Here is a 15,667-nt window from a genome sequence, read left to right on the forward strand (position 1 = left end):
ATCAACTCACCTAATATCAACTAGTCTAAGTTGAAGAGTTCTATTGCCCCTAAATTCATTAATATCAGGGTAGTAAACTATATCAATCTTATTGCCAGTAATATTCTTTCCAAATTTATCAACTAAGTAATTTGCTGTATCTATAGCATTAAACTTAATAGCATTTATTATAATATCATTTTTTCTTAAAGATAATTTCAAGGTATTTTTATTTTTACCAATCATGGCTATGCTTTCAATAATAACATCCTTGTCGGCAAATATAGGTTTCTCAAAATCTTTGCCGAAGGGTTTCAAATTATTTAAAGATTCTGCAAATTCCAAAGATAGCTTGTCGATAGAAATGGCAGTATCAATATTAATAACTTTTTCCTTATCTTTTTGGGTCATTTTAGAATTTTTATTTAGAAATTTTCTAAAATCATCAATTCTAGAGACTTCAATCGACAGTCCACAAGCCATCTTGTGACCTCCAAAAGACTCTAAATTATCCTTATATTTATAGCAAGCTTCGTGGATATCAAAACTTTCTATTGATCTGCCTGAACCTTTAGCTATGTTATCATTTAGAGAATTAGTCAAAACTATGGTAGGTCTATAGTATTTTTCCTTAATCCTACCTGCAACTATCCCACATATGGATTCATTAATGGATGGCTCGTATACGACTATGACGTCATCATTCTCATAGTTATTCTCTTCTATGATTTCTATACATTTATCAAGGCCTTCTTCAGTAAGCTTTTTTCTTTCGACATTTAATGAAACTAATTCTTTTGCTATTTCATATATCCTGTCTATATCTTCTTCCATCAATAATTCTATTGCAAGTTTAGCTGAAGCAAGTCTTCCTGCTGCATTCATAGTTGGGCCTATGATAAAGCCAAGTGTGTATTCATCAATTGGTTTATGCCAATTCATTTCATCCAAAATAGCCTTTATACCAATTTTTTCTGTATAATTTAATCTCTTTAGGCCTTCTATGACAAAAATACGATTTTCATCAGTCAGGGAAACAATATCACAGACAGTTCCCATTGCAACATATTCTAATAGGCTTGCCAAATATTCAAAGTCACCACCTATATTTTGATATAGAGCCTGGATTAATTTAAAGCAAACACCAGCGCCACACAAATCTTTAAAGAGGTATGAGCTATCAATTCTTTTTGGATTAATAACAGCATCAGCCTCTGGAAGTTTCTGAGCTTGCCACTCTCCATCTGTAGATGTTTCTATCTCATGGTGATCAGTTACTATAACTTTTATTCCGGCTTTTTTAAGGCCATCAACCTGATCAAAACCTGTTATGCCATTATCACAAGTAATTATTAATGAAACACCATCTGCTATTGCTTTTTCGACCATTCCATCGCTCATACCATAGCCATCTTCAACCCTGTGTGGAATATCGTAGGACAAATTATCATAAAAATATAAAAATCCATCAAGCAATGTCATTACAGATGCAATTCCATCTTGATCGTAATCTCCAAATATACGAATTTCTCCACCATTTTGCATAGTTTCTATAATAAGACTTACAGCCTTATCCATATCAGCAAGTAAAAACGGGTCGTGCAATTTTCCTAAATCAGGATTTACAAACATTTCCACTGTTTCTTTGTCTGTAATATCTCGATTTGCCAAAATTAGGGCTTGTAATTTTGTAATGTCTTTATTTTTTAAATTTTCTATATAATTTGATTTTTTATTATAAATGAACCAATTTGCCATTGCATCACCCTTCCATACTATAAAAACTATACCTTTTTGCTTAGATATATAAAGAAATAAGGCCATTATGGCCTTAGCTTATAATATTTGATATTTCTTTTTTAAGAAGCCTTATATATGAATGATTGTCAGCTGATCCTGTAATCAAAATGACAACTTCGTCATCTATTTTTACAACTTCTCCAACTATACCTTTATCTGTGATTATTTTTGAACCTATTTCTAGATTATTTTCTACAAATTCTCTGTTTTTCTTTTCTTTAATTTCAGATTTTATACTTGTTTCATAAAATCCCAATGCAAGGATGACAAGTATTAAATATTCTAATCTCATAGGTATCCATATTTTTTGTAAAACTCTTCTTTGTATTCCAAGAACCTATCTTCCATTATAGCTTGTCTAATATTTTCGCAAAGTTTTAATAAGAAATACAGGTTGTGATAGCTTAGTAGCCTTGCACCAAGAATTTCATTAACGTTTACCAAATGTCTTAGATAAGCTCTACTGTAGTTTTTGCAAGTATAGCAATCACACTCATGGTCAAGTGGTGTAAAATCATCCTTGAAAGATGCGTTTTTTACAACTAATCTACCTTCTGATGTTAGAGCCGTACCATGTCTTGCCATTCTTGTAGGAAGTACACAATCGGCCATATCAATACCTGCTTGGTAGGATTCAAACAAATAGTCAGGAGTCCCTACTCCCATGTTGTATCTAGGCTTGTTCTCTGGTAAAAGAGGTGTTGTAAAGTTTAGGATGTCTATCATTTCTTCCTTTGTCTCACCTACTGATAGACCACCTATTGAAAATCCATCAAAATCCATAGCTGTGGTTTCAATTACAGATTTTTCCCTTAGATCCTTAAACAAACCACCTTGGACTATGCCAAAAAGTGATTGGTCTTTGTGAGAATGTTCTTTGTGATAATCTAAGCCTCTCTTAGCCCATCTTATTGTTCGCTCCATAGATTGCTTAACATAGTCATAGTCAGCTCTTGCATCTACACATTCATCAAAACTCATCATAATATCAGAATGAATGTCATTTTGGATTTCTATTGATTTTTCAGGGGTAAAAAAGTGTTTAGAGCCATCAATATGACTTCTAAATTCCACTCCATTTTCATTTATTTTTCTCATATCAGATAATGAAAAAACTTGAAATCCACCAGAGTCTGTGAGTATTGGGCCATCCCAGTTCATAAACTGGTGAAGGCCACCAGCTTTTTTCATAATATCCATGCCTGGCTTTAGATATAGATGATAAGTATTGCCAAGGATAATCTTGGCATCCATTTCTTTTAAATCTTCTACAGTCATAGTCTTAACTGTTCCAAGCGTTCCTACCGGCATAAAGATTGGAGTAGGTATATCTCCGTGTTCAGTGTGGATCACACCTACTCTAGCATTGGAATATTTGTCCTTTTTTATTAATTCATATGTTAAAGCCATATTACTCCTTAGTGAATAAACATTGCATCGCCAAAGCTAAAAAACCTATATTTATTATCTACGGCGTATTTATAGGTGTCTAAAATCATTTCTCTTGATGTAAATGCAGCTACTAGCATAACTAGGGTTGATTTTGGCAAGTGGAAATTTGTTATGAAAGCATCTACCACCTTATATTCAAAACCTGGATAGATAAATATATCTGTCCAGCCTGAATCTTCAGTAATTTTCCCACACTTTTTATAAACTGACTCTAAAGTTCTAATACTTGTTGTACCAGTTGCTATAACCCTATGACCAGATTCACGTGCCTCATTTATAATATCAGCAGTTTCTCGAGACAAAGTGTAAAACTCGCTGTGCATTTTGTGCTCGTTCACATCTTCTACACTTACTGGTCTAAAAGTCCCAAGCCCTACATCTAATGTTAAATATGCAAGCTTGATGCCCTTTTCTTCAATCTCATCTAATAAATCTTTTGTAAAGTGAAGACCAGCAGTTGGTGCTGCAACAGATCCTGGATTTTTTGAATATACTGTTTGATACTCCTCAGCTTCTTTTAGCTCTTCTTTAATATATGGAGGTAAAGGAACATTTCCAAGCTTATCAAGGATCTCATTAAATATTCCTTCATAAGAGAATTCTATAATTCTGTTTCCGTCTTCTTTTATATCCTTTACAATACCTGAAAGCTCATCTGAAAAAATAACTTTTGTTCCAATTTTCATCTTTTTTCCAGGACGAACTAAACATTCCCAGGTTTTTCCTTCAGTATTATGAAGCAAAAATACCTCTATGGATTCTTCTTTGTCCTCTCTATGGCCAAAAAGCCTGGCGGGTATAACCCTAGTATCATTCATTACTAGAACGTCTCCTGGATTTAAATAATCTATAATATCATAGAAGTACTTATCACTAACATCTCCAGTTTCTTTATCTAAGACGAGAAGCCTAGCGTGGTCTCTTTTTTCTGCTGGGTGTTGAGCTATAAGCTCTTCAGGTAAATAATAATCAAAATCGTCTGTTTTCATCTATTCCTCGTATCTTAATCCATAATGTTCATAAGCTTTTCTAGTTAAGACTCTTCCTCTAGGGGTCCTAGTTAAAAATCCAATTTGAAGCAAATATGGTTCGTAAACATCTTCTATAGTAACATTTTCTATTCCTGTTGATGCTGCTATTGTGTCTATACCAACAGGGCCTCCATTAAAACTACTATACATGGTAAGTACTATCTTCTTATCCATAGGATCTAATCCCATTTCATCTATTTCTAGGAGTTTGAGACCTTCCATACTAGTTTCATGGTCAATTATGTGATCTTTTTTTACAATAGCATAATCTCTTACTCTTTTTAATAATCTATTAGCAATTCTTGGTGTACCTCTAGATCTTTTTGCAATCTCATAGGCCCCTTTGTCGTCGATTTCTATATCCAAAATATTTGCCGATCTTTTAATAATTGTCGTAAGATCTTCAGCTGTGTAAAGATTTAATGAAAGCATTACCCCAAATCTGTCTCTTAATGGAGCAGAGAGCATACCAGATCTAGTAGTAGCACCTATTAGGGTAAACTTTTCTAGGTCGATTCTTATAGATTGTGCATTTGGTCCCTTTCCTACAATAATATCTAGTACAAAATCTTCCATAGCAGAATATAAAATTTCTTCAACAGACCTATTGATTCTATGAATTTCGTCTATGAATAATACATCACCATAGGATAGGTTGGTAAGTATACTTGCAAGATCTGATGGTCTTTCTATAGCCGGTCCACTTGTCACCCTTATATTTACACCTAATTCATTAGCTATGATGGTGGAAAGTGTAGTTTTTCCCAGACCTGGTGGTCCTTGCAAAAGAACGTGGTCAAGTGGTTCCTTCCTTGATAAGGATGATTCTATGAAAATTTCTAGTTTTTCCTTAACTTTATCTTGACCTATGTATTCACTTAGCCATTTCGGTCTGATAGAGTTTTCGTTAGTTAAATCTTCCTTTAACTCGTTTGATCCAACTATTCTTTCGTTTTCATCGTACATTTGCTTCCCCTATATAAGTCTTTTTAGACTTTCTTTTACAAGTTCTTCCAATGATAAATCCATATCTTTAAGTTCTAACAAGACATTATTGATGTCATTTTGTGCGTAACCTAGGTTCATTAGTGCTTCTTTTGCTACATCAAAGTCCTCATTAGTGTAAGTTATAACTTTTGATGGGCTTGTATTATCCTCAATAGGCATCTTTTTAACCTTGTCCATAAGTTCTAAGATTATCCTACTGGCTGTTTTCTTGCCAATACCTTTGGCTATAGTGAGCTTATCTATATCACTATTTACTATGGCTAGTTTTATATCGTTTACACCCATAGATGAGAGAATGCCAATAGCATTTTTTGGTCCGATTGAAGAAACTGATGTTAATAGTAAAAACATTTCTAGTTCTTCCTTGGAATAAAAACCATACAAACTCATATCATCTTCTCTTACTTGTAAAGATGTGTATATCTTATACTCATTATTTAATTCTAGAAGTGCAAGTGTTGATAAGGAAGATTTGATAAGATAACCCATCTGATTATTTTCTAATACAAAATCTTCTTCGCTTATACTTCTCACATATCCAATTATATATGCTATCATCAGTTCATCCTAAAGTTTTCTTTAAATCTCTGGCTTAAAGCATGACAAAGAGCAACAGATAGAGCATCTGCTGCATCGTCTGGCTTTGGTATTTCTTTTAAATTTAAGAGAGTAGTTACTGTCTTTTGCATTTGCATTTTGCTAGCTCTTCCATAGCCTGTAATGGCTTGTTTGATTTGCAGTGGTGTGTACTCAAAAATAGGAAGATTATTTTCCTGGGCGCACAGTATTTGTATACCTCTAGCATGACCAACTGTTATGGCTGTCTTTACATTCTGGTTAAAGAATAATTCTTCAATAGCAAACTCATCTGGCTTATGCTCTCTTATAATTTCATTTAAATTGTTATACAAAATACTAAGCCTTTCAGGAGTTTTTGTTTTGCTAGACGTTGTAACTACACCATTTTCTATTACTTTAACCTTATTTCCATCAAATTCAACCACGCCATAACCCATGATTGCAATTCCTGGATCTATTCCTAATATTTTCATAATTCTAATAAGTAAAAAAGAGCTTATATAAGCTCTATTGATACCTTTCTAATACTTCTCTTATAAGTCCCCTAAAATAATATTCTGCATAAACGTCTACTATTGACTTATACAAATATGATAAGGACTTATCGTAAATCTTTCTTGTTTGATTTAATGTAATATCTTCAGTATATATAAAATTACTTGTATCAAACCTAAGCTGCTTGTGAGTGCTTTGGTCAATATTTAATATACTGGATCTTATTTTTAAATCGCAAAACTTTCCCATATTAGCCTTTAGGTTTGAAACCAAGCTTTTGTCAGCGTAAATATTGTCCATAAACTTTTCACCTATTTCTCTAACTTTTGGATCAGTTTTGCTAGAATAGTAGGAGAAATTACGCATCATATATGATACACCAAAACATTCGATAAGCTCATATTCCAAATTATCCACCATCTTTTTATCTCTAAATGCCCTGTATTGAGCCTTGATAGATATAAGATATTCATATCTATTAATATCACTCGTGATAGAAGCTTCAAGATAATCTATGATTTGATCGATGTTGGATAAATCCCAAAAATATTTTTTAAGATTCTTCATAAAGTAATCTTTAACATAGTAGTCATTTTTGGAAAATTTTACGAAATTTTTATCATATAATAAAGACATAAGAGTGTTCAATGAATATACATCTTCATTTATCAAAAAATTGTATTCAAGTTTTTCAATTATAGGATATTGTTCACTAAACTGTGCCTTCATCATTTTATTACCTCGTTATACTATTCTATCATAGATTAGCTTATATTTATTTAGATATATTTTCGACCAAAATAAATAAAGCTAAATTATTAGTAATAATATACGTTTAAATCTAATTTTTGCATATAATACTAATGATTTAGCCTATAAGATTTTTAAAATAAAATTTTATTCATTATAAAATTTAAAACTTTTTGAATATTACATTCAAATCATAAAGATTAAAACTATAGTTAACATCTTTTCTTTCTATATCTATGACTGTCTTGGATCTTAATTCGTCGTCCATATATAATTTGTCAATAAGTTCATAAGAAGGATTTATAGCGTGTGGATTTCCAACTAACTGAAACATAGTTATATCGCCATTAGTATCACCATAGGCATAAGAACTTTCCAAGTCCAAATTATATCTTTTGGTTAGGTCCATCACAGCACCAAGCTTGCTTCTGCCATCCCACATTGGACTAACCTTTCCTGTAAATTTTTTTTCTGAATCAAATTCGTATTTGGTTGCTATAGATTCATCAGCACCGTAAATTTGAGCAAATTGGTTTACAAGAAATTCTGGCGATCCGGATATAAAAAAGATCTTATAGCCATTATTTTTGTGAAAGTCTACTGCCTTTTTTGTTGTCATATACACTTTGTTTTTATTTTTTTCTATAACTATGTCAGAATATTTGTTGATGGTATCTTTGTCTATGCCAATTAATTTTTGTTGGTATACTAAGCTTGCCTTATCTAGGTAATCTTCATAGGCTCCTAGTCTATTTTGATATTTTTCAAAAAGCGGGCCTATCTCTTGGCTCCAAGCAGATTCAGGAATAATACCATCAGCTGTTAATAACAAAAAATGTTCTATCAACAGACTATTTCTGAACAAAGTACCATCAATATCAAAAAATGCAGCCTTATCTCTTTTCACAATAGCTCCTCTTATTTATCTTTAGCCTCAAAAGTTTGTTTTTTACTTTTTGAGGAATTATCTATTCTTTTAGCTTTTACATTATTTTTTGTATTTATCTTTTTTGTCAAATATTTACTTTCTTGTTCTTTGCCTTTTACTTTTGGTCTTTTTTTCTTAGCTACTCTAGTTTTGTTAGTTTTATTGGTTATAACTGGCTTATCTTCTTTGGATGATTTTTTATCTTTTTGATTTGATATTTCCATTTCAGATGTTTGTTTTCTTATGGATATTACCAAATCTATTATCAAGCAAGTGAAAAGTCCTACTAGGGCTGCTGTTCCCAAAAATACAGCTATCCATGATAAATCTAAGCCTCTAGCAGATGTAAATTGTCTTAAACCAATAAAAAGTATTATCAAAGAAGCGACTCCCAAGCACAATGATGGTATATATTTGATAATTTTTTTCTTATTTAGAAAATGTATAAGGATTGTAATTATTATATTCATCACTACTATTATTGGTAAAATATTTAGTTTTGATGAGTGTTGACTTATTAAATTGATTATACCTGACATTGATTCTCCTTTATACATTTATTCTTTTTATATCTATATTGTCATCTTCTATATTCATTATCAAGAAACCTGGATTATTATCTCTCGGCAGAAAGATTGTACCTGGATTTATTATTAGCATATTACCTATATACTTATTTACATATACATGGGTATGGCCATGGATTATAATGTTACACTTATTTTCTTTTGCTTTTTCTATAAGCTTATCATAAGTATAATCTACACCATACTTATGGCCATGGCTTAAAAAAATCCTCTGATTTTCTATATCAATTATTTTATCATAAGATTCATTTGAGAAAAAATCATTATTTCCTTTTACTACAAAATAGGATATGTCGGTTTCATAGTGGATATTTTCGACATCTTCTACGCCATCTCCGGCATGTATTAAAAGATCAATATCTTCATTTTCTAAAATATAATCGCTAATTGGACCATAATTTCCGTGTGTGTCTGATGTTACTAATACTTTCATATGTGCTCTTTATAAAACTTAACAAAGCTTTCAATAGCTTTTGACCTATGAGATATTTGGTTAATCTCTTTTTTTGTCATCTGACCTAAAGTTAAATCTGATTCCTTTGGTAAAAATATCTGATCGTAGCCAAATTCATATTGGCCAATTTCTTCTTTAGTTATTGTTCCTTCAAGTATTCCCTCAAAGTAATAATCTTTGCCATCTGCACCAATATAGCATACGATTGTCTTAAAATATGCATTTCTATTATCTTTATCTTTAAGTTCTGAAAGCAGTTTATCCCTATTATCCTTATAGGTTGCATTTTCTCCTGCATACCTATGAGCATATATGCCAGGCCTATTCTCCAAGGCTTCTACAAATAGTCCTGTATCATCAGATATAGTTGGCACCTTTGTTAGATCAAAGTAGGTTTTTGCTTTTTTATAAGCGTTTTCTTTTAAATTTTTTCCATCTTCCACTACATCTATATCTTCTAAATCAAAGTCTCTTGGTGACTTCAAATTATCAATCATAAGTTCTACTTGTTTTAATTTATCTATGTTTCCCGTTGCGAATAATAGGGTCATATTTGCTCCTTTCATAATAACATTTTAGCTTATCTCTTTCAATGATTCTAATTACTTTCTATAATTTTGTTGTTGTTTACAAATGCCTGGTCTAGAGTATCGGCATTTTGGCCACTTTGCTGATCTATTGAGATAAATGCTGTTGAATTTGGTGTTGGTATAGAGAAAAGCGGTTCTTTTTCTATATTTCCATTATCAATCTTATGAATTAATATCTCATCTGCACTTTGAATTACTATGTAATTATCATTGTTTAATATATGATAATCGATAAATTGATTATTTATATTTCTTACTTGGTCTCTGGTAATATTAGAATGTGTATCTTCTTCCACATAATTTCTCATTGGAATCTGAGTAGCTGCTTTTAGCAAGCTATTTTCAGTATATATAGATGTTTGGCTAACCCAAGATCCCGAATCTCTTACCAAGCCAAAGTTTGTGCTATCAATTTTAATATCAGATTGATCTATCTTAGAGTCCAGGTTAGTGGCTTCGTTTACTACCATATATTCGAACTGTTCATAGGCATCCTTATCACCGGTAAACTCATCTATAGTTATAAGCCTATTATCTTCCAATTCATTTGTAGCAACAAAACCATATTTGTTGATGGTGTTGTCAAACAACTGCCTTTGGTATGAGAATGATATATAGTTTTTGTCGACAAAGTTTAGCCTTATATTCATATCAAAATCTTTAAAGGAATATCTATCAAGATTAGTCTGATCATCCATTTTTTCTTCTAATCTTACAGGAAAGGCCTCTATATTATCATATAGACCACTTAATGTACTTTTCTTGCTTCTGACTTTCCAAAACTCATCTTGACCACGCAAAAAGATATCATTAGCTTTAAGATATTTGATGTCCTTATCTTTTGGTATTTTAATAAGATAAGTATAGTAGTTGTACTCTACTTGCTTGTTTGATAAGTCTGTTCTTTCCCTTACTCCAAGGAGTAAAGAAGTATCTTCCTTGATAGCTGAATCATAACTTTCTTTATCTCTATCATCTTTGGCAATTTCTTCGTAAGAATTTATTATATCTGAGTTGACATCATCAGAAACCTTAGATAGGTAAACTAAATTATTATCAGCTATATAAAATATTTCTTCATCACTTCTTTTAACAAAATCTCTTGAAAAGAACTGACCCTCTGATGCATTGACCACTACGACATTTTCATTTATGTCAATATTATCAAACGAATACCCTTTATTTTCTAGGTACTTATTGAGGTTTACATATTTTGAACTAAAGGATGGTGGATAGGCATATTCATTTTTTATGGCTACAAGGTCTTTGTTAATATAAAGCCTATCTCCAATTTCTGGGGGCTTAGTATTACTTACACCAGTAATTTCTTCGACTTTTGTAACTTGCCATGTTCCTTCAAGAATAGGAGAAGTAAGTTCAGGCGTTACTATCAAATCATTTAGCTCTTCTGGCGAATTCTTATTGCAGGCTGATATAATTATTCCAATAACAAATAAACAAAAAATCTTAATTGTCTTTTTCATCATTTAACCTCGGAATTTCTACAATAACTGAAGTGCCAGATCCATACTTACTTTTTATAATCATATTACCATCATGAGCCTTAATAATCTCTTCACAAATAGAAAGACCAAGACCCGTTTGAGATTTGGAAGAAGAACCTTTATAGAACTTACTAGCAACATATGCTATTTCGTCTTCTTTTATTCCTTCGCCATCATCAGTAATACTTATAGATATTTTGTCTTGATTAACTTCAATTAATATATCAATATTGCCATCCTTGTCGGTAAATTTGATGGCATTGTCGATAATATTTATAAAGACTTCTTTCATTCTATTTTTATCTGCATATACCATAAGTGTTTTATAAACAGTGGTGAAGGTAAAATTAATATCCTCATTATTGGCCCTAGGACTTAGCTGCGTGTGTACTTCTTTTACAAGTTCTACTATATCTATATTTTTCTTATCATACTTAAATTTGCTTGATTGAAGTCTTGAAAAGTCCAGCAAATCTTCCACCATCATGGAAAGCCTATCGCCTTCACTTTCGATTATGCTTAGTCCTTGGTTAAGCATATCGCTATCGTTTTGAATTTCTTTTGATTGGAGAGTAATAGCCCATCCCTTAATAGATGTAAGTGGCGTTCTAAGTTCATGAGATACTGAAGATATAAATTCATTTTTCATATCTTCTCTTCTAATTATATTTTCACTCATAAAATTAAGGGTTCGGCCTAGTTTCGAAAGCTCATCTTTGCCAGTAACTTCTGCCTTGGCATCAAAATCACCTTGTGCTAATTTTTCTGATACATCAATTAGCTTTAATATCGGTTCAACTAACTTTTTAGATGCAACAAGGGATAGAAAATAAGCTCCTATAAGTACAAATATTCCAAATAAAAAATAAAAAAACATATCAGCTTTAACTTTTTTCTTTACCTTGTTTAATGATGAAGTTAGTCTTAGAATACAAGCCTGTTGGTCATTTACCATTAATGGATAGCTAATAGATAGTAGTTCTTCTTTAGTTTTCTCATTGTAGGACTTGTATATGCCTTGTTTTCCTTCTTTTGATGATAGTACATCAGCTTTCATTAACTGAGAGCCTACTTCATTAGAAGCTTGCGAATCAAACAAAACTATGCCAGAATTGTCTAGTATTTGAACTTGGCTTACATTGCCCCTATAAAAGGCGTTTTTGTCACCTATTATGATATCCGACAAATCATATTTATTTGTGTAATTGTCAAATATAAGCTGATTAATCTTTGCTTGGTTGAGCATAGAACCTACTAGGTTTTGCTTGTAATAATTTTGGATACTATTGTAGGCAAATATTTCAAAACCAATGACAACAGTCAGTACAAAAAACATTATAAATCTAATAATTGTTGACCTGTATGAATTATTAATATTTATATTATAATTATTTTTTATTTCCATCTATAACCTGTTCCCCATACAGTTTCAATATATTGAGGTTTTGCTGGGTCTTCTTCTATTTTTGATCTTATTCTTCTTATGTTTACATCAACTATTTTTGTATCATTGCTATAATTTTCACCCCAAGTTTGAGCCATAATTTCATCACGAGTCATAGCCTTGCCTTTTGATTCTATAAAATTCTTTAAAATCGTAAATTCCGTTGGAGTCACGTCAATTTCCTTGTCATTTTTATAAAAAGTTTTTGCATATATATCTAGGGTAAATGGTCCATCTGAAAGTGCATTCTTATCTTTTTTATCTTCTACTGATTCTGTTAAGTTAACCCTTCTCATCAAGGACCTAACCCTTAATATTAACTCTTGTGGATTGAAGGGCTTGATTATATAATCATCTGCTCCTCTTTCTAGTCCCAATATTTTATCTATGTCTTGGCTTTTTGCAGAAACCATAATTATGCCAACTTTTGGAGATTTTTCTCTTATAGCTTGGCAAACTTCATATCCTGATATACCTGGAAGCATAACATCTAGTATAGCTACAGCTGGTTTTTCCTCTTCAAAAACCTTAATAGCTTCTTCACCTGTAGCCGCCTCACAAGTTTGATATCCTTGATACTCTAAATTTATTTTCATAAATTGTCTTATTGAACTTTCATCATCAAGGATTAAAACCTTATTATTTTCCATTGCTCATCCTTTCAAAGGCAATTTTCCCTGCACCTATTACTCCTGAATCATTCAAGAACCTAGCTGGTATAACACTTATATTTAGGGTGTTGTTACAATAATCATTGAATTTTTCAATCATTCCATCCCACCAAACTTCTTTGGAGTTTATTACTCCACCGCCTATTACGATTACTTCTGGATCAAAGATATTTCTTAGACTTGTCAAATAATAAGCTAAGTTAGTTTGATAAGTTTCAAGAACTTCCATTGCCTTTGGATCTTCATTAACTCTAGATAATATTTCTTCACCAGATAAATCTTCCCCAGTAAGTTTTTTGTAAGTTTTTCCTAGGGCTGTTCCAGCGCAGTATGCTTCTGCACATCCATGTTGGCCACATGTACAATAATCTCCACCTGGGTATAATATCATGTGTCCAAGCTCAGCACCTTGGAAATGAGATCCTGCCAATAATCCACCCTTTTCGTTATATACTGCTCCACCTAAGCCTGTACCAAGAGTAATAATTACTATATCTTTGGCATTTTGTGCTGATCCAATCCATTTTTCAGCAACTAGGGCAATGTTTGCATCATTTTCTACGAATACTGGCACATCGACAAATTCTTCAACCGCTTCTTTCAAATTTAGGCCTGTCCAGCCGTCGATGTTTCCAGCGAAAGTTACAACCCCATTTTCTGAATCTATAAAGCCAGGGGTTCCTATACCAATTGCTTTTGCTTCTTTGAAATCAAGACCGTAGATTGCCTTTCTAATATTTGATAAAACAACATCTCTACCTTTTTTAGCTTCTGTTTCTATGCTATTTCTCTCAACTATATTGCCGTCTTGGTCAATAAGACATGCATTTATCTTAGTACCACCTAAGTCTATTCCTATTACTTTGTCCATTAAATTCTCCTACATTTTAAATAGTTCATTTTTCAAATTTTCGATATCATCTATTCTTTTTGACTTGAAAGTTTTACCTCTAAGATAATCTAGCTGGTCGACATGGTCAAAACTAACTTTGTAAGCTAGTAAAACTTGATTGTTTAGATCAAATCTTTTCTTTACAATTTCGTTAGTTTGTCTATCCCCATATTTTCTATCACCTATGATTGGAGTTCCATTTTTCTTTAAAGAATATCTGATTTGATGAGTTTTGCCTGTTATTAGCTCACACTCTAACAAAGTGTACTTCTTATTTGTTTCTAAGGGTCTAAACTTTGTTACAATTCTAGAACCATCTTTAGATGATTTGATCTTATTCTTGTTTTCATTTTTTGATATTCTAGTATCAATGGTAAAGGCTTCTTTGATTTCACCCTTTACTAAGGTTAGGTAATATTTTGATATTTTATTTTCCCTTATGGCTTTATTTAAGCTCCTTAAAGCGTTAGCATTTTTTGCGCCAATAACCAGACCTGCTGTATTTCTATCTAGCCTATTTACTACGGCCGGATTAAAGGTCCTATCAGACTTGTCTACTTGATTGGTTTTATACAAATATGAAAGCATATAGTCAACTAAATTATGGCCGTAATCTTGCTTTTTTGAGGAGTGAGTCAAAAGACCAGACTCCTTATCCATAATTATAATGTTTTTATCTTCATATACTATATCTAAATTAAAATCACTATCCTTAAAATCAGTTTTTGTAAGCCATTTATTATAATTTTCATCAGATATATACATCTTTATCTTATCATTTTCGTAAACATAGTCATCTGCTTTGGCTCTCTTATCGTTAATTTTAAAATTCTTTTTTCTGATATTTTTCTGTATAACAGATAAGGGTGCATTTTCAAAATATTTTCTTAGAAAACGATCAAATCTTTGGTTTCCTTGGTTTTTGTTTAATGTTATTTCAATCATACTAATAAGATTTATTGACGTAAGAATCAATAAGTGATGGTCTCAAACTTTCATCAAATACATTATTATCTCTAAGTTTTTTGAGTAAAACTTTGGATTTGGAATGTAGTATTACCTTGTCTATAGACTTAATATTTATCTCAAAAATTACACCTTTTAATCTTCTAGATTTTAGGTCAATAAAATAGCTGTCAACATCCTCATAATTAATCATTTCTAATAGTCTCATGCTAGCTATATCTTTCAAATAATAATAATTTTCTCTTTGATTTATTAACCTAATATAATTCTTTTTCTTTTTCTCATTGTGACTAATCTTATTAGCCTCTATATTTACTTTCTTTGCCAAAAGATTGTAGTATTGGTAATTGTATAAGGACTGGCTTATATTATCGATTGTGGAAAAAGGTTTTAAATCTAGTTTATTTATATAATTTAAGTTTGCATTTAAGAAAGATTGTTTATCAAGTTTTGATTCTTCCAATAAATCTATGCTTTCCTTTCTAAATGTCTCAAATGACTTTAGCTTTTCCTTTTCATTCATCATAATAAAAAAC

18 protein-coding genes are annotated in these 15,667 nt (G+C 31.6%); all 18 read right to left on the reverse strand.

Going from position 1 to position 15,667, the window contains the following annotated elements; genetic code table 11:
* Positions 1-6 precede the first annotated feature (6 nt).
* The 18 genes from recJ to BQ7474_RS04530 all read right to left on the reverse strand — a co-directional run bounded on the left by recJ (position 7) and on the right by BQ7474_RS04530 (position 15,657).
* The gene (gene recJ, locus BQ7474_RS04445) at positions 7-1,737 is read right to left on the reverse strand and encodes a single-stranded-DNA-specific exonuclease RecJ (protein WP_073998794.1); all 1,731 of its coding nucleotides are present in this window, start codon (positions 1,735-1,737) and stop codon (positions 7-9) included.
* Positions 1,738-1,810: 73 nt separating this feature from the next.
* On the reverse strand, positions 1,811-2,071 hold the full coding sequence (locus tag BQ7474_RS04450; RefSeq protein WP_082187882.1) for a preprotein translocase subunit YajC: 261 nt from the start codon (positions 2,069-2,071) through the stop codon (positions 1,811-1,813).
* A complete protein-coding gene (gene tgt, locus BQ7474_RS04455; protein ID WP_073997782.1) occupies positions 2,068-3,189 on the reverse strand; it encodes a tRNA guanosine(34) transglycosylase Tgt in 1,122 nt (373 codons plus the stop codon). Before tgt ends, BQ7474_RS04450 begins: the two co-directional genes overlap by 4 nt.
* Before the next feature lie 8 nt (positions 3,190-3,197).
* Positions 3,198-4,220, reverse strand: a complete 1,023-nt coding sequence (queA, locus tag BQ7474_RS04460; RefSeq protein ID WP_073997783.1) for a tRNA preQ1(34) S-adenosylmethionine ribosyltransferase-isomerase QueA — start codon at positions 4,218-4,220, stop codon at positions 3,198-3,200.
* Positions 4,221-5,228 (reverse strand): Holliday junction branch migration DNA helicase RuvB, encoded by a 1,008-nt coding sequence (ruvB, locus tag BQ7474_RS04465; RefSeq protein ID WP_073997784.1) that lies wholly within the window; start codon positions 5,226-5,228, stop codon positions 4,221-4,223.
* 9 nt (positions 5,229-5,237) lie between these two features.
* Positions 5,238-5,828 carry a Holliday junction branch migration protein RuvA gene (gene ruvA / locus BQ7474_RS04470; RefSeq protein WP_073997785.1) on the reverse strand — a complete coding sequence of 197 codons (591 nt, stop codon included), beginning with the start codon at positions 5,826-5,828 and terminating at the stop codon, positions 5,238-5,240.
* Positions 5,828-6,322 carry a crossover junction endodeoxyribonuclease RuvC gene (ruvC, locus tag BQ7474_RS04475; RefSeq protein ID WP_073997786.1) on the reverse strand — a complete coding sequence of 165 codons (495 nt, stop codon included), beginning with the start codon at positions 6,320-6,322 and terminating at the stop codon, positions 5,828-5,830. Before ruvC ends, ruvA begins: the two co-directional genes overlap by 1 nt.
* Positions 6,323-6,356: 34 nt before the next feature.
* Positions 6,357-7,073: a hypothetical protein gene (locus tag BQ7474_RS04480; protein WP_073998795.1), complete on the reverse strand. Its 717-nt coding sequence runs from the start codon at positions 7,071-7,073 to the stop codon at positions 6,357-6,359.
* A gap of 184 nt (positions 7,074-7,257) precedes the next feature.
* Complete coding sequence (locus tag BQ7474_RS04485; RefSeq protein ID WP_073997787.1) at positions 7,258-8,001, reverse strand: HAD family hydrolase; 744 nt, start codon at positions 7,999-8,001, stop codon at positions 7,258-7,260.
* A gap of 11 nt (positions 8,002-8,012) precedes the next feature.
* Positions 8,013-8,561 carry a hypothetical protein gene (locus BQ7474_RS04490; RefSeq protein ID WP_073997788.1) on the reverse strand — a complete coding sequence of 183 codons (549 nt, stop codon included), beginning with the start codon at positions 8,559-8,561 and terminating at the stop codon, positions 8,013-8,015.
* Positions 8,562-8,571: 10 nt separating this feature from the next.
* Positions 8,572-9,042: a YfcE family phosphodiesterase gene (locus BQ7474_RS04495; protein WP_073997789.1), complete on the reverse strand. Its 471-nt coding sequence runs from the start codon at positions 9,040-9,042 to the stop codon at positions 8,572-8,574.
* On the reverse strand, positions 9,039-9,614 hold the full coding sequence (rdgB, locus tag BQ7474_RS04500; protein ID WP_073997790.1) for an RdgB/HAM1 family non-canonical purine NTP pyrophosphatase: 576 nt from the start codon (positions 9,612-9,614) through the stop codon (positions 9,039-9,041). The genes BQ7474_RS04495 and rdgB overlap by 4 nt, the downstream gene beginning before the upstream one ends.
* Positions 9,615-9,661: 47 nt before the next feature.
* Positions 9,662-11,137: a hypothetical protein gene (locus tag BQ7474_RS04505; protein ID WP_073998797.1), complete on the reverse strand. Its 1,476-nt coding sequence runs from the start codon at positions 11,135-11,137 to the stop codon at positions 9,662-9,664.
* Positions 11,121-12,563, reverse strand: a complete 1,443-nt coding sequence (locus BQ7474_RS04510) for a sensor histidine kinase (RefSeq protein ID WP_073997791.1) — start codon at positions 12,561-12,563, stop codon at positions 11,121-11,123. Before BQ7474_RS04510 ends, BQ7474_RS04505 begins: the two co-directional genes overlap by 17 nt.
* Positions 12,554-13,252 (reverse strand): response regulator, encoded by a 699-nt coding sequence (locus tag BQ7474_RS04515; protein ID WP_073997792.1) that lies wholly within the window; start codon positions 13,250-13,252, stop codon positions 12,554-12,556. Before BQ7474_RS04515 ends, BQ7474_RS04510 begins: the two co-directional genes overlap by 10 nt.
* Complete coding sequence (locus tag BQ7474_RS04520; protein WP_073997793.1) at positions 13,242-14,144, reverse strand: ROK family protein; 903 nt, start codon at positions 14,142-14,144, stop codon at positions 13,242-13,244. Before BQ7474_RS04520 ends, BQ7474_RS04515 begins: the two co-directional genes overlap by 11 nt.
* A gap of 9 nt (positions 14,145-14,153) precedes the next feature.
* On the reverse strand, positions 14,154-15,110 hold the full coding sequence (locus tag BQ7474_RS04525) for an RluA family pseudouridine synthase (RefSeq protein WP_073998796.1): 957 nt from the start codon (positions 15,108-15,110) through the stop codon (positions 14,154-14,156).
* Between the two features lies 1 nt (position 15,111).
* A complete protein-coding gene (locus tag BQ7474_RS04530) occupies positions 15,112-15,657 on the reverse strand; it encodes a DUF6648 family protein (RefSeq protein ID WP_073997794.1) in 546 nt (181 codons plus the stop codon).
* Positions 15,658-15,667: the final 10 nt, after the last annotated feature.

Source organism: Anaerococcus urinomassiliensis (genome assembly GCF_900128425.1).
Classification (GTDB): Bacteria; Bacillota; Clostridia; order Tissierellales; family Peptoniphilaceae; genus Anaerococcus; species Anaerococcus urinomassiliensis.

What these genes read in the sequence shown, in the direction of transcription:
- recJ (WP_073998794.1), bottom strand. Translation starts at nt 1,737, where the DNA reads ATGGCAAATTGGTTCATTTATAATAAAAAATCAAATTATATAGAAAAT.
- BQ7474_RS04495 (WP_073997789.1), bottom strand. Translation starts at nt 9,042, where the DNA reads ATGAAAGTATTAGTAACATCAGACACACACGGAAATTATGGTCCAATT.
- rdgB (WP_073997790.1), bottom strand. Translation starts at nt 9,614, where the DNA reads ATGACCCTATTATTCGCAACGGGAAACATAGATAAATTAAAACAAGTA.
- ruvB (WP_073997784.1), bottom strand. Translation starts at nt 5,228, where the DNA reads ATGTACGATGAAAACGAAAGAATAGTTGGATCAAACGAGTTAAAGGAA.
- BQ7474_RS04520 (WP_073997793.1), bottom strand. Translation starts at nt 14,144, where the DNA reads ATGGACAAAGTAATAGGAATAGACTTAGGTGGTACTAAGATAAATGCA.
- BQ7474_RS04490 (WP_073997788.1), bottom strand. Translation starts at nt 8,561, where the DNA reads ATGTCAGGTATAATCAATTTAATAAGTCAACACTCATCAAAACTAAAT.
- ruvA (WP_073997785.1), bottom strand. Translation starts at nt 5,828, where the DNA reads ATGATAGCATATATAATTGGATATGTGAGAAGTATAAGCGAAGAAGAT.
- BQ7474_RS04480 (WP_073998795.1), bottom strand. Translation starts at nt 7,073, where the DNA reads ATGAAGGCACAGTTTAGTGAACAATATCCTATAATTGAAAAACTTGAA.
- BQ7474_RS04510 (WP_073997791.1), bottom strand. Translation starts at nt 12,563, where the DNA reads ATGGAAATAAAAAATAATTATAATATAAATATTAATAATTCATACAGG.
- BQ7474_RS04450 (WP_082187882.1), bottom strand. Translation starts at nt 2,071, where the DNA reads ATGAGATTAGAATATTTAATACTTGTCATCCTTGCATTGGGATTTTAT.
- tgt (WP_073997782.1), bottom strand. Translation starts at nt 3,189, where the DNA reads ATGGCTTTAACATATGAATTAATAAAAAAGGACAAATATTCCAATGCT.
- ruvC (WP_073997786.1), bottom strand. Translation starts at nt 6,322, where the DNA reads ATGAAAATATTAGGAATAGATCCAGGAATTGCAATCATGGGTTATGGC.
- BQ7474_RS04505 (WP_073998797.1), bottom strand. Translation starts at nt 11,137, where the DNA reads ATGAAAAAGACAATTAAGATTTTTTGTTTATTTGTTATTGGAATAATT.
- BQ7474_RS04525 (WP_073998796.1), bottom strand. Translation starts at nt 15,110, where the DNA reads ATGATTGAAATAACATTAAACAAAAACCAAGGAAACCAAAGATTTGAT.
- queA (WP_073997783.1), bottom strand. Translation starts at nt 4,220, where the DNA reads ATGAAAACAGACGATTTTGATTATTATTTACCTGAAGAGCTTATAGCT.
- BQ7474_RS04515 (WP_073997792.1), bottom strand. Translation starts at nt 13,252, where the DNA reads ATGGAAAATAATAAGGTTTTAATCCTTGATGATGAAAGTTCAATAAGA.
- BQ7474_RS04530 (WP_073997794.1), bottom strand. Translation starts at nt 15,657, where the DNA reads ATGATGAATGAAAAGGAAAAGCTAAAGTCATTTGAGACATTTAGAAAG.